Annotated in this window: 11 protein-coding genes; 6 read left to right on the forward strand and 5 right to left on the reverse strand. The window is 46.3% G+C overall.

Translation table 11 applies throughout. The features are described 5' to 3' along the window. The first annotated feature begins 221 nt into the window (after positions 1-221). The 4 genes from Q0P86_RS02575 to Q0P86_RS02590 all read left to right on the forward strand — a co-directional run bounded on the left by Q0P86_RS02575 (position 222) and on the right by Q0P86_RS02590 (position 5,905). Positions 222-2,651 (forward strand): hypothetical protein, encoded by a 2,430-nt coding sequence (locus Q0P86_RS02575; protein WP_294115711.1) that lies wholly within the window; start codon positions 222-224, stop codon positions 2,649-2,651. A gap of 408 nt (positions 2,652-3,059) precedes the next feature. Next, positions 3,060-4,220: an HRDC domain-containing protein gene (locus Q0P86_RS02580; RefSeq protein ID WP_295037248.1), complete on the forward strand. Its 1,161-nt coding sequence runs from the start codon at positions 3,060-3,062 to the stop codon at positions 4,218-4,220. Positions 4,221-4,277: 57 nt separating this feature from the next. Beyond that, positions 4,278-4,853: a 5-formyltetrahydrofolate cyclo-ligase gene (locus Q0P86_RS02585; protein ID WP_290992833.1), complete on the forward strand. Its 576-nt coding sequence runs from the start codon at positions 4,278-4,280 to the stop codon at positions 4,851-4,853. A gap of 65 nt (positions 4,854-4,918) precedes the next feature. Then, a complete protein-coding gene (locus Q0P86_RS02590; RefSeq protein ID WP_291024086.1) occupies positions 4,919-5,905 on the forward strand; it encodes an RNA methyltransferase in 987 nt (328 codons plus the stop codon). Between the two features lie 115 nt (positions 5,906-6,020). On the opposite strand, the gene pheS is transcribed toward Q0P86_RS02590, so the two are convergent. The 5 genes from pheS to Q0P86_RS02615 form a co-directional block, all read right to left on the reverse strand. Further along, entirely contained in the window at positions 6,021-7,043 is a 1,023-nt protein-coding gene (gene pheS / locus Q0P86_RS02595) for a phenylalanine--tRNA ligase subunit alpha (protein WP_072801315.1), read from the reverse strand. A 259-nt stretch (positions 7,044-7,302) separates the two neighbouring features. Next, the gene (locus Q0P86_RS02600; RefSeq protein ID WP_295037251.1) at positions 7,303-9,783 is read right to left on the reverse strand and encodes an InlB B-repeat-containing protein; all 2,481 of its coding nucleotides are present in this window, start codon (positions 9,781-9,783) and stop codon (positions 7,303-7,305) included. Further along, positions 9,783-10,577, reverse strand: coding sequence for a hypothetical protein (locus tag Q0P86_RS02605; RefSeq protein ID WP_295037254.1), 795 nt, complete (start codon positions 10,575-10,577; stop codon positions 9,783-9,785). The genes Q0P86_RS02600 and Q0P86_RS02605 overlap by 1 nt, the downstream gene beginning before the upstream one ends. 249 nt (positions 10,578-10,826) lie before the next feature. After that, the gene (locus Q0P86_RS02610; protein WP_295037256.1) at positions 10,827-11,177 is read right to left on the reverse strand and encodes an N-acetyltransferase; all 351 of its coding nucleotides are present in this window, start codon (positions 11,175-11,177) and stop codon (positions 10,827-10,829) included. A gap of 539 nt (positions 11,178-11,716) precedes the next feature. After that, the gene (locus Q0P86_RS02615; RefSeq protein ID WP_295037259.1) at positions 11,717-12,310 is read right to left on the reverse strand and encodes a pyridoxamine 5'-phosphate oxidase family protein; all 594 of its coding nucleotides are present in this window, start codon (positions 12,308-12,310) and stop codon (positions 11,717-11,719) included. Positions 12,311-12,492: 182 nt separating this feature from the next. Between Q0P86_RS02615 and Q0P86_RS02620 the strand changes: the two genes are divergently transcribed. Next, positions 12,493-12,756 (forward strand): hypothetical protein, encoded by a 264-nt coding sequence (locus Q0P86_RS02620; protein ID WP_295037261.1) that lies wholly within the window; start codon positions 12,493-12,495, stop codon positions 12,754-12,756. Then, positions 12,753-13,169, forward strand: a complete 417-nt coding sequence (locus tag Q0P86_RS02625) for a carbohydrate-binding domain-containing protein (protein ID WP_290991970.1) — start codon at positions 12,753-12,755, stop codon at positions 13,167-13,169. Before Q0P86_RS02620 ends, Q0P86_RS02625 begins: the two co-directional genes overlap by 4 nt. Positions 13,170-13,188: the final 19 nt, after the last annotated feature.

Here is a 13,188-nt window from a genome sequence, read left to right on the forward strand (position 1 = left end):
TTATGCTGAAAAACTGCAAATTCTTCTCTAGTCATTATAGCCTTTTATAGTTTCTTCGCAGGAAATTCCGCAAAGCGGCAGAGAGAAATGCCTCTGTCTATACTATACACGCATTTTTTTGAACGCTCACCGACATTTTTTCGAAAAATTTATTTCTTTTTACAAAGCAAAGGGGAAAATTTTTTCCACCATCTATTTGATAAAATTCTTATATTCAGGGCATGAATTATTTAAAACTCCGCGAAGAGCAGTTGAAATCCGCCATACGAGAGGATTATTTTGCCGATTACAAATACACGCAACTCGGAAACATAGACTTCGTGGTGGCGAAACATAATACTCAAGGCGTGCGCACCGATCTTTTTGAAGATGATATCGGGGACCTTAAGAGTATCTTATGGGCAGAGGCAAAACAGGGCAACACCCACGACATTTACGAATCTTTTGTGCAACTGCTGCTTACCATCGGTAAGGAACGTTCCTTTGAGCACAATCTGCCGCCCAAGTACATCGGAGCCTTTGATGCCGAAAAATTTGCTTTTATCGAGTATCACGATATTCAGGAAATTTTTTACCAAAATGATTTCAATTGGAACGTAACCCCAAGCAATCACGACACAAAGGAATTTAAGCAGCTTCACGACCTTTGCCAAAAGTTGCTTGAAGAGAGATCGATTCTTTTCCGTTTCAAGAGCGACTCTGCAGAGCTAAAAAAATTCATTCGTACCAATTTCAAAATTACGAAGGACATCTCCGAAAAAATTTCAGTTACCAAGAACAATTTTACCTTCGTGTTCCAGAAATGGGAAGCTGCGGTTAAGCCCTCTATTAATGTAGATTGGGCCAAGGTCAACAAGGCGGGAATCATTTCGGCTGATTTTTTCCTGGCGGATTTACTTTCTAGAGACAATCGCTCCATCAAGGACAATCTTTTTGTTGTCTTGAAAAGAAAAAAGTACGAGCTTGCCAAAAAATTGGACGAAAACGGTTTCCTTTCCTATTCTTCTGTCGAATTCAAAGACGAACAAAAGGCGTATAAAGAATTTTGGAGCATCTATAAAAGACCGCCACAAGAGGAATATTGGGATTACATCATTGAAAGACGTGATTTATTGGTGCCTCAAGACATTCGCGAACGCAAGGGCAGTTTCTTCACTCCGCAGATATGGGTGGAAAAATCGCAACAGTATTTAGCAGATGTTCTTGGAGAAACCTGGCAAGATGATTACTATATATGGGATTGTTGCGCAGGAACAGGCAACCTGCTGAACGGGCTCACGAACTACGACAATGTGTGGGCATCTACATTGGACAAGCAGGATATAGATGTGATGACAGACCGCGTGAACAACGGCTGGTCTATGCCTGAAAACCATATCTTTCAGTTTGATTTTTTGAATGATGAATTTGACAAGTGTCCCGAAGAATTACGACAAATCATCAATGATCCCGAAAAACGGAAGAAGCTAGTTATTTATATTAATCCACCATATGCAGAAGCTGCTACAACAAGAACGAAAACAAAAACTGGTACAAATAAGGAATCTGTTGCTCGCAACAACAAGGTCTTTGATAGATATGGAAAATCTATGGGTGGTGCGGGAAACGAACTATTCGCATTATTTTTAATGAGATGTTTCAAAGAGATTCCCGATTGCATAATAGGACAGTTTTCAACGCTTAAAACAATTCAAGCTCCAAATTTCCTCAAGTTTAGAAACATTTTTCAAGCAAAATTAAATTCTTTATTTGTAGTACCAGCAGATACATTTGACAATGTGAAGGGAAAATTCCCAATAGGTTTCTTTATATGGAATACCGCACCGTCAGGCTTTTCTTTAATTTCCGCAGTTGCAGATGTTTACGACAGAAATAATGATCTGATTGGAAATAAATCATTTTATGTTCCGCCTGAAAAAAAATTATTGATGGATTGGTTAAAAACACTCCATGACAAAGAAAATGAGCCCATTGCGTATTTGAGAACTCTTGGTTCTGACTTTCAAAATAATGGAGGCGTATTCCTCACGCTTAGCCCTTCAAAAGCGGATTTTGAGCAAAAGAAAATTTGCGAAGTTACAAGAAATAATTTTGTTAATATATCATGTTATTTTGCGGTTCGTCAAAGTATCGAAGCCACATGGCTTAATGACCGAGACCAGTTCCTTTTCCCAAACGAAGGATGGCAAAATGATTTTGAATTTCAATCAGACTGCTTGATTTTTACACTTTTCCATGGACAAAATAGCATTTCGTCAGAAAGTCTAGACAAATCAATTGCTATGAATCACTGGATTCCTTTTACCCGTGAACAAGTTGGCTGTAAGAGCACCTTCAAAAGTAATTTCATGAATAAGTTCCTGAAAGAATTCATAGCGTCGCATTCATTGAATTTTTCTAATGAAGCACAAGCTGTTTATGATGCTGGGCTAGAACTCTGGAAATATTACCACACGCAAACTGGTGCAAAACCTAACGCGAGTTTCTATGATATCCGCAAACATTTCCAGGGTGTCAATGCCAAAGGGCACATGAACAGTAGTTCAGAAGACTCCACCTACACGGATTTAATCTCGGTTCTGCGCACCCGTCAAAAGGCTCTCGCTCAAAAAATTGAACAGAGTGTCTATAAATACGGATTTTTGAAATAAAAACTTTCGGAAGAGGCGGTTTCTTAAGCAATAAAATACGAAGATGGTCGCGCATACCTAAACCTATCCGCCACATTAGAATACAAAATCCATACAATAGCCATAGGAGCATTCAAAACAAGCATCAAACATGGTTTGAAAAATATTCAAACAACTGTCAAAATCTAACAATAAACTAAAATTTTTTCGATAATTGCCGGGGCGTTGCGGGGCGGCGAGCGCCCGCAGTGGGGGTAACGGCAGACACGGCCCTGCTCCTACGAACCTAACTCAACTAATGGGCTAAGCCCAAGTTTCGTATATCGGCAGGCTCAGGAACCTTAACCGTGGCTAGAGTTAGGGGGATTCTTCCCCCTTTTTATAAGTCATCCGGATTGTCTTTAAAAATTTTATTACATTTCACCCCAAATGTTGCAAGACGAAAAATACATCCTGGTAGATAGCGAAGAATCGCTGGCGAATTTGCTCGCGGATTTGGAGCTGTACGAAATGGCCGCCGTCGATACCGAGGCGGATTCCATGTACCATTATACCACCCGTCTTTGCCTGATCCAGATTACCATCGGCGAACACCACTACATTGTGGACCCGCTGTGTGGGCTTGACCTTGCCCCTTTGTTCAAGTCCCGCGCCATGCAGACGCTCATTTTCCACGGCGCCGACTACGACTTGCGACTGCTGTGGCAGACTTACGGATTCTCGCCCAAGCAGATTTTCGACACCATGCTCGCGGCAAAGATCCTGGGCGAAGATCACCTGGGCCTTGCGGACTTGGTCCGCGAATACTTCGGTGACGAACTCAAGAAAGAAAACCAGCGCGCCGATTGGACCACGCGACCGCTGCCGCTCGAAATGTGCGAATACGCCATCCACGACACGTTCTACCTGCACGAACTTTGCGCGATTCTCGTAGAAAAGTTGCAGGAAGCTGGCCGCATGAGCTGGCTTACCGAACAGTGCGATGCCCTGATCGAACACGCCAAGCACCCCGCTCCGCCGAGAAAGGACCCCTGGCGCGTCACGGGCTCCGCTCCGCTTTCGCCGTGCGCCCTGAACGTGCTCAAGTTCCTCTGGGAATGGCGCGAAAACCAGGCCCAGGAACTGGACCGCCCGCCCTACAAGGTGATGCCGGTGGAACTGATGCTTGCCATCGCACGCCGCAGCGAGGCGAATTTCCCGACCGTGGACCTGGAAAAGTTGCCGAAGCTCCCCCGCAATTTCCGCGACGAGCGTCTGGATTCATTCGTGAACATGCTGCAGACGGCCGTGGCCGTGCCGCAATCGGACTGGCCCGAAAGACTCCCCAAGGCCCCGCCCCCGCCGGTGGTGCCGAACTCCGACCTGCTTTCGGTGCTCAAGACCTGGCGCGACCTTAAAGCCGAAGAACTGGAGCTTGACCCGTCGCTCTTGGCTAACAAGGCGCAGCTCATTTGGCTAGCCGCTCCAGGTGACATGCCCTGGGAGGCCCGCTACGAAGAGGCGCACCTCATGAACTGGCAGCGCGTCCTGTGGACCGAAATTTTGCAACAGAACTTGCCCAACGCAAAGCGCGTAGGCGACCCCGACTAATTTTTTTCAACTCACCTTAACCGCCCGCTACTGGACAAATCCCCCGCAGGCATCATTATGGAATCTGTACTTCTCGTTTCAGCCTTACTCCTTTTGATTTTCGGCTCCAGGCCGCTTTTCGAGATGTTGCGCAAAAAACGCGACGGCGAAGAACTCATCGGAAACCCGTGGGAAGAAATCCACGCCATCAAGGGTTACAGGGAATCGCGCAAGGTAGCGGCGTTCTACCCGCTCACGGGCGAACCGAATATCATGCCGATTATCGAGCAACTCGCCGACGAAGACCGTCTGCTGCTCCCCCGCTGCACGGGTCCCACGACCATGGAATTCTGCCACGTGCAAAGCCTGAAAAAGGACCTGGTCAAGGGCAAGTTCGGCATTATGGAACCCCGCGGCGACATTCCGGCCTACGAAGGCGACTTCACCGTGTTCCTGGTTCCCGGCACCAAGTTCAACCTGACCGGCGAACGCCACGGACACGGCAAGGGTTACTACGACCGGTTCCTGGCAAAGCACCCGAACGCCCACAAGGCAGGCATCGCGACTCCCAAGCAGATTAGCGTGGAACCGCTCGCGCAAAAGCTGACCGACATCAAGATGGATCAAATTATTATCTGTAGGGAAAAGCCCTAAGACAGAATGTCATTGCGAGCACACCGTGCGAAGCAATCCAAGGAAAATTTTTAAAAGGAAGAAACATGGCTTTCGACAAGAACAAAGAAACTGAGTTCGGCATTATCCGCAACAACTTCAAGGACCGCGAATCTCGTGACGGTTTCCGCGAACACCGCGAAGGATTCGAGGATTTCCGCCGCCGCGATTTCAACAAGCCGCGCGAAGATTTTAACAGCGAACGTCCGCGATTCAACAAGGACCGCGAAGGCTTTACCCGCCGCAAGACCGATGGCGACCGCCGCGTGAGTTTCGGAGACCCCGATGGCGCTCCGCAAACCGCTATCGGCGGCATCCGCGAAGTGACCGACCTTCTGGAACGCAGCCCCATGCAAGTCCACCGCGTGCTCTTTATGCACCAGTCGGGCAACCCCAAGCTCTACGAACTGCAGAAGCTCGCGAAGCGCGCCCATGTGCACGTGCAGCAGGTGGATTCCAAGGTCCTGAATACTTATACGACGCAGCACCACGGCGTGGTCGCCCTGTTGAACGAAAAGGAACTCCTGGTTTGGGAGGACATCCGCGAAGAATACTTTGCCGCCAAGCAAAAAGGCGAACGCAAGCTGATTGCCGTGGGCACCAACATCGAAGACCCGCGTAACCTGGGCGCCTGCATCCGTAGTGCGCTCGCCTTGGGTGTAGACCTTTTGATGCTCCCGGCCAAGGGCATGTGCGGCATTACGCCGGCTGTCGCCCGCTCTGCCGCAGGCGCGCTCGACAAGATGAAGATTTGTCGCCCGAACAACCTGGAAGCCGCCGTCGGCGAACTCAAGCTCGCAGGCTACCAGATTCTTGGCCTCGATGCCGACACCGAGACGAACCTCGCCGGCTTTGAATTCAGCGACCAGGCGGTCATTGCCGTCGGTGGCGAAGACGTAGGCCTTCCGCCCTTCATTCGCAAGCAGTGCGACGCCGTGCTCCGCATCCCGATGATGCCCGAAGCGCATTCCTACAACGCCTCGGTGGCCCTTTCGCTCGGCCTGTACGAATACGCAAGACTTCGCATCAAGTAATTTTCGAGGTTATTCGCCGATAACATTACAACAGGAAAGCGGGCCGCAAGGTCCGCTTTTTCTTTTGCATAAATAAAACAAGGGAGGGCTTTGCCCTCCCTAATGTCATTTTCCCTTAGAACTGGCTCAGGAATCTCTGATCGTTGCTGGTCAGGAGGCCGATTTCCGGAATGGCGTGGCGGAGCATCGCGATACGGTCGAGACCGAAGCCGAAAGCAAAGCCCGTGTACTTCTCGGAATCGATGCCGCAGTTCTTGAACACGTTCGGGTCCACAGAACCGCAACCGCCGATTTCCATCCAGCCGGTTCCCTTGCAGCGACGGCAGCCCTTGCCGCCACAGAACACGCAGCTCACGTCCATTTCGGCGCTGGGCTCCGTGAACGGGAAGAAGCTCGGGCGAAAACGCGTCTTGACGCCTTCGCCGAAAAGTTTGTTCATGAACACCTGGAGCACACCCTTGAGGTCTGCAAAGCTGATGTTTTCGTCCACCACGAGGCCTTCGCACTGCTGGAACATCGGAGCGTGGGTCGCATCGTTATCCACACGGAACACGTGGCCCGGAGCAATCATGCGGAACGGCGGCTTGTGCGTTTCCATGTAGTGGATCTGCGTACCGGAGGTATGCGTACGCAACATCACCTTGTCGTCCACGTAGAACGTGTCCTGCATGTCGCGGCTCGGGTGATCGGGCGGCGTATTCAAAGCCTCGAAGTTGTACCAGTCCGTCTCGATGTCGCGACCGAAGTCCACCTCGAAACCCATCTGGCTGAAGAAGTCGATAATCTCTTCGCGCACGTCGTAAAGCGGATGTGTGCTGCCCGCCGGAATGCCTGCACCCGGGAGCGTGGTATCTACAAAGCCGCTTTCCAACTTCTTCTGGAGGGCAGCCTGGTTCGCGGTCTCGATAGCCTTGTCGATTGCCTCGGAGACGGCGACCTTAAGTTCGTTCACGAGCTTGCCGTAAGCCGGACGTTCCTCGGCGCTCAAGCTCCCCATCTGCTTCATGAGGTCGGTGACGGCCCCCTTCTTGCCCAGGTACTTCACGCGGAGGTTGTTGACGGCTTCTTGGTTTGTAAGGTCGGTTTGCGCAAGTTCTGCGTCAAACGCCTGCTTCACATTGTTAATAGCTTCACTCATAGTGCGGGTAAAGATAGAAAATAGACGAGAGACGAGAGACGAGAGACGAGAGAAATTTTTATGGTTTTTGCGCGTAGCGCCATTTTTCTCTTTTACCTTTCGTCTGTAGGACCGAAGGTCCGTTCTTTCGTCTAAAAAAAGGGGAAGCCTCCCCCTCGCTTTAGCCACGGCTCCGCCGTGTCTGCCGCTACCCCCTCTACGGGTGTTCAGACGCCACACCCGTAACGCCCGGCTTCATTTCTTGAAATTTTATTGATTTCTACTTGACTGCTATTCGCTGGACATTATTTCCAACGCGAATTAGGTAATTGCCCGAGCGAGCAACAGGGATTTCAAAATTTGCAGACTGCACACGCCCCTGCAACAGAACCTTTCCCTGCATATCGAACAGGGCGTATGTCGCTCCGATGCGAGCAGCCGAAATCTGCAAGCTACGATCGTTCACCAGCACTGAGAACTGCGGAATCGCAGTTGCGATAATAGCCTCGATTTTTTCGCTAGAAGACGAATTCACCTTTGAACTCGACGAACTCTTTGCGAAGCTAGAAGAACTCGATTTGTCATTGCGAGGAGTCGAAGACGACGAAGTAATCTCTTGCTGACTGGAACTGCTCTTGGGATTCTCAATGTACTTCGCAATAATCGTGATGTTAGCGGTCACAGAAATTTCATCGCCAGCAACTCCAATTTTTTTACTGCCTTCATAATAAGCATCAAAGGTATAGCCCTCTTTTTTCGGAGCTTCAGGCAAGGTGTACTTTTCGCCATCTTCAACAGTAGTGTTCACAATCTTATCGCCATCAACATCAACAACATTGACCGTACGGATAATCAATTCTTCGAACAATGCCTTGACAGTCAAGGCTTCCGTCACCTTTGCAAAAGAAGTATTCCAGCCCACAAACTTGTAACCTTCGCGAGTCACATTCGTCGGAGCAACGGCGGCTTCGCCATACGCAACAGACTGCGTGTCGATAACAGAGGTTCCGTTCATGAATGTTACCTTGTATTCAACCTTGCTGGAGTCGTAAATGGCGGTATAGGTTGCAGCCTCGGTAACATAATCAAGTGCCGGTCTCCAACCCTTGTGCGAATACTTCCATTCAGCAGTCGCTGCACGAGTCGGGACCTTGCTGCAACTTGCCATCTTGCCATATTCAAATATTGCGCTTTCGATTTTAGAATCATCGTAATTATTGAAAGTAATGGCATACGAACGCACAGTCGAATCATAAACAGCATGATAATCAAAATCTTCCACAGCATTTGTGGGTTCTACATCCCAACCCTTGAAAGTATAGGTGTATTTTGCTGTGGGAGCAAGTGTCGGAGCGACACCACCATAATTCACAATGCTACCATGCTGATAGGACTTGGATTCCAACACAGTATCGGCAGGAACAGCGTTATAAAAAGTAATGGTCCAGAAGATATCGCTTGCATCAGTGTAAATAGCCTTTACAGTTTGGTCAGCAGTAAACACAGTGGTCGGCTTGACCTTAATTCCATCGCCGTTATACCAACCACTGAAAATGAAACCATCGGGAGCATCTGGATTTTCTGGGAATATAACGAGTCCCTTGTAATTCGTGTATCGATTAGAAATTATTCCGTCATCATCAAAAGCAATCTTATGAATACCTAAAGAATCTTCATTCGCCCATGTCGGATAGCAATCCGTTCCACGAGTCCATACACCGCTATTTTCTTTAGTGCCATTTTCGGTATTCAAAACCCATGCAAATTGATCGGTTTGCATTTTTTCAGCGGTTGATTCCATTTTTACATTATTCACATAATAGTAGTGTTTAATCGGATGATATGTTTTTATACTTCCAGAGTTACTCGCTACAATATCAAAGTTTGTATTTTGAATACAATATAAAAGTTGTCCTTCGTTTGACTGTATTAACACATTTTCTGAATAATTAGAACTTTTTGAGACAATTCCTCCCTTTTCATTCTTTCCAACAATTCCCCCAGAGTTCACATCATCTTCTCCATCTACACGCACCTTTCCGAAATTCTTACAAAAAATAATTTCACCAAAATTTATACCAGCAATTCCACCACCATAACCTCTATAAAGGTCATTAATAATAATATTATTAATAGTTTGCCCCCTACGATAACTATACACTCTTGGAATATTTCCATAATTTGATGAATGAGAAATTGTACCATAATTTTTTGTCGATATCCCACCGCAATCTTGAGCATTAAAGTTGTTATAATTTGCAACATAAGAAATCAAACCATAATTTTCAAAAACAAAGCCAGTTCCTGTTTTAGTCACGACAGACACAAACTGATTGCTTGCATCCACTTTAGTTGTATAAGATGTTTTAAAATTTTTCAACTTAATTTTTTTCAAAACACCATCAGTCGTCAACTTCTTTATAAAGTAATTAGCCTTTAAATAAACGCCGTAAATAGTGAAATCATTTCCATCGATAATTCCATCAAAAGAATTTATCGTCGTCCATATTGTATTCGATGACGAACTTGTATCCGCACCAAATACAATATCATTCGCCAACACGGCGTTAATAGTTGTCTCTCCAGCATTCACCTTCGCAGCAAACCATGCTAGTTCATCGGCATTAGTAATGACGTAGAACGGTTTCCCGTCTATCTTTTTCATGTTCTCCGGTTCGGATGTTGCTCCTGTCCAAGCTGCTGCGAAAAGATTCGTTGCAAGGAATAAAAGACTGAGCGTGGAAAGAATCACATGCTTCATTATTTACTCTCCTTTAAATTCTTGTAGGAATCGGAACCCATAATAAATTCCGAATCGTCTGGATTCTCTAGTTCAACTTTGCTTGCAAAACCTTTTGCGAATAATCCAATGGCGATTAAGATTATGAAAAATGCTATTATAATGCTAATTATAAGTATTACTCCAAAGTTGTTTTGTAATATGTTTGGTAAATCTTGATATGTTAATTTGGTACAAATAAATATCACGTTTTTGAAAAACAGTCCAATGGAGACTAAACAAATTAAAATGCTTGCGATGATGTTTGCCTTGGAAACCGAAAAGTCGTAGGCACTGAAAAGATTCCAAAATTTTTTCTTGTTTTTCTTGATAGTCTTGAATAGGGGGCCGATTTCATTATCCTCTAAAGCGGAAACATGTGCTTCCCAGTTTTCTTGCCAAAACTTAGAACCTCTATTGGAAAGGTACCACAAAAAGGAAAAACATGATGCTAAAAACGATAATAAAATTAGATAGGCTGAGTTATCCCCGCAATTTTTGCAAATGTAAAAGTAAGCAGTATAAATTGCTACCAAAAAAGCCCAAAAGAAAGTGGTTCGTTTCCAGTATAATTCTATTTCGAATTTGCGAATATCCAGAGCAACCTTCAATGGGGACAAGTCACAATCTGCAGAGTTTTTTTCTTGAGTTATGTGATTCCATAACGACAAATAACACCCTTTTTTTTCTGTGCAATTTTGGGATGTTCTACGAATATGACAAAAAAATTGCCTATATTCTTCTTTAGTGATTACACGAAAGGTTTTATCCGCCATTTCTGCTCCATTTATTTTTCTCGTCTCAAATGTAAATAAAAAAAAACAATGTCAAGTGTTTTTTGAAATTTCGCTGATTTTTTTCGTTTTTGAAGTCTCTTTTTGCCCTAAAAACCGTACCAAGGCAAAATTACGCAAAATTTGCGTATAAAGCAGATACTCCATCACCACCACCTTGGTGGTTACGCGCACTAAAGAGCACTGCTCTAAGCGCAGTCCGCCAGGTCAAGCCCAGAATGACAAGCAAGGTTAGACAGCACGAGCACTTACATTACAGATTTTTTTCATGCTCCAGCTGCCGATTTTTTTGCCGTCGTGCTCAATTTCGCATTCGTGAAAGACCTCGTAACCGCGCTTGCTGTAAAAAGCGAGATTTTCCTGAGAATTAGTAAACAGGGCCAACTGCTTGCCGCCACGCTCCCGCACGTACTCTTCCATATAAGTTAAAAATTGTGAGCCGACTCCCTGCCCCTGTGCAGACGGGTCGACTTCGAGCATGCTGAGATACCAGATGTCCGACCCTGATTTCTGAAAATCGTGGCAGGGCTTGCAGGCGTTTTCGTCCATAGTTATAAATCCGTTGATTTCGCTCCATTTCATATTGAGGTACACGCGCCAGAAGCCGTGTAGCTTGCCATATAGGGATACCCTCCTGCACTTGCACACCAACCCAAACCGCCATTCTGGTTGGTTCAATTTCTCCGTCTATTTGCAAAACTAAACATTTTTTCGCTTTTCGGTACACGAAAAGAAAAAAATTTAAATGCGCGAAGTTTTTTTGAAAAAAAACACCCGTTTTAGGGGATACGCACCTATAAAAAGACATTTAAAAGAGAATTTATAGGTACAAAAACGCAAAAGAATTAAAACACTCTATAGTCCAGTACCTATAAAGCAGACAATACAAAGTTATTTATAGGTACAAAAAAAACATTCAAAAGCCATTTTTAATTCATACAAACTAAAAATGTACCTATAAAAGCTTATTTTGGGGGCCGTTTATAGGTCAAGATTCTGAAACATCTTGTAAAGAGACCTATAAAAAACAATTATTGAAGCAATTTATAGGTACAATCGGCAATTTACGTCTTTTTTTTTGCAAAAGGCACTACGCAAAACGCGAGAATTTAGCGGAACGGCTATTCCGGTTTCGCTTTTCCGGTAAAGTTCGTGCTCGTTATCTTGAACACGGTCACGGCGGCGGCCTGTGCGGGCGTGAATTCAAACTTGTGCGGGGTTGCGTGCATTTGCGGCGCCGCACCTGTAGCGTGCACAGACGACGCGGATTGTGAGGAATGCTCGGAACCTGAAGGTTGCCGAGCATGAGCAGATAGCGCAGCGCCGGCGGCTTGCCGTTCCATCAGGAGCGAGAGCCCGCGGCATTTCTCGGCGTTATCTTCGACGATTTCCGCCTTGCCCTGCCCGACGACGCTTGCATAGAAGCGTCCGCTCCTGCAATAATCATCTTCGTGAATTTCGATGCGGTTCTCGACGCACATGCTGAACGCCACGTTCGGATTCTTGAGGATGCAGTCGAGCTTCTTGCCGACATGCGCACAGTGGAAATACAATTCCAGGACACCATCCATCAAACTATACCCGAACGACATCGGAATCACGTAGGGCATACCCACATTTGCATCGTCTATCATCGCGACATGGCAGGTTGTACACTGTTCGATAATCTTCGCGATGTTTTCGTCGCCTAAAACTTCACGGTCTTTTCGACGCATTATTTTCTCCAGAATCTAAATTTTAGCCCTAATAATGTAGTTATTTCGCCAGAATTTACCTTACACACCTCTTACACAAAAAGTTTTTTTCCAACGTTGTTTTTGACTGCAACGGAATCTATTATTAAAACATTGCCCGTTTCAGGGATAGGGGCTATATTACAAGAAAAAGGGAGCACTATATGAAAATGCTGAAGTCGCCTGTAATTGCGGCATCCGTAACATTGAGCTTAACGACCTGTTTCGAAGACAATACTACAAATGCTGTTCCCAACGGAGAAGCACCAATCTCTGCCGAAAGCCCCACGGGCAACGAATTTTTCGGCGATGAGCTAGGCGGCAACGACATTTTCAGTTCCAGCAGCGCTATCCTAGGCAACCCTCCCAACCCAAATCCAGGCAACGAATCCGGCGACGACGACAACGACAATGATGACGCACCTTGAACGGCACGCGAATTCTCTTGAACCTTTCCGGCACATCGTCCATGGTCGAAAACTATAACGGCTGTGTCGAAGTTGCAGACAAGAGTGCAACGATTACCTGCCCAGGCGCCTACTATGTAACCGGTGAATCCACCGACTTCCAGGTGGTCGTGAACACTCCGGGGACCGACAACGAAGGCAACACCGGCATTTACCTCTACAACGCCACCCTGAAAAGTTCCAATTTCCCTATCCTCGTGAAGAACGCTGACAAGACGGTGATTCACTTGGTCAAGAGCACCACGAACGTGGTGGAAGATGGCAACGGGAATCATTTGTTCACTACGGTCAACGGCAAGCAGGATACGGCCAAGGCCGCAATTTACGCAAAAGACGACTTGAACATCAAGGGCGCAAGTTACATGTACCGATAGCCCTTCGGCATGGTTCGGC

Origin of the sequence: uncultured Fibrobacter sp. (assembly GCF_946062555.1) — a bacterium.
Classification (GTDB): domain Bacteria; phylum Fibrobacterota; class Fibrobacteria; order Fibrobacterales; family Fibrobacteraceae; genus Fibrobacter.

What these genes read in the sequence shown, in the direction of transcription:
- Q0P86_RS02575 (WP_294115711.1), top strand. Translation starts at nt 222, where the DNA reads ATGAATTATTTAAAACTCCGCGAAGAGCAGTTGAAATCCGCCATACGA.
- Q0P86_RS02580 (WP_295037248.1), top strand. Translation starts at nt 3,060, where the DNA reads ATGTTGCAAGACGAAAAATACATCCTGGTAGATAGCGAAGAATCGCTG.
- Q0P86_RS02585 (WP_290992833.1), top strand. Translation starts at nt 4,278, where the DNA reads ATGGAATCTGTACTTCTCGTTTCAGCCTTACTCCTTTTGATTTTCGGC.
- Q0P86_RS02590 (WP_291024086.1), top strand. Translation starts at nt 4,919, where the DNA reads ATGGCTTTCGACAAGAACAAAGAAACTGAGTTCGGCATTATCCGCAAC.
- pheS (WP_072801315.1), bottom strand. Translation starts at nt 7,043, where the DNA reads ATGAGTGAAGCTATTAACAATGTGAAGCAGGCGTTTGACGCAGAACTT.
- Q0P86_RS02600 (WP_295037251.1), bottom strand. Translation starts at nt 9,783, where the DNA reads ATGAAGCATGTGATTCTTTCCACGCTCAGTCTTTTATTCCTTGCAACG.
- Q0P86_RS02605 (WP_295037254.1), bottom strand. Translation starts at nt 10,577, where the DNA reads ATGGCGGATAAAACCTTTCGTGTAATCACTAAAGAAGAATATAGGCAA.
- Q0P86_RS02610 (WP_295037256.1), bottom strand. Translation starts at nt 11,177, where the DNA reads ATGAAATGGAGCGAAATCAACGGATTTATAACTATGGACGAAAACGCC.
- Q0P86_RS02615 (WP_295037259.1), bottom strand. Translation starts at nt 12,310, where the DNA reads ATGCGTCGAAAAGACCGTGAAGTTTTAGGCGACGAAAACATCGCGAAG.
- Q0P86_RS02620 (WP_295037261.1), top strand. Translation starts at nt 12,493, where the DNA reads ATGAAAATGCTGAAGTCGCCTGTAATTGCGGCATCCGTAACATTGAGC.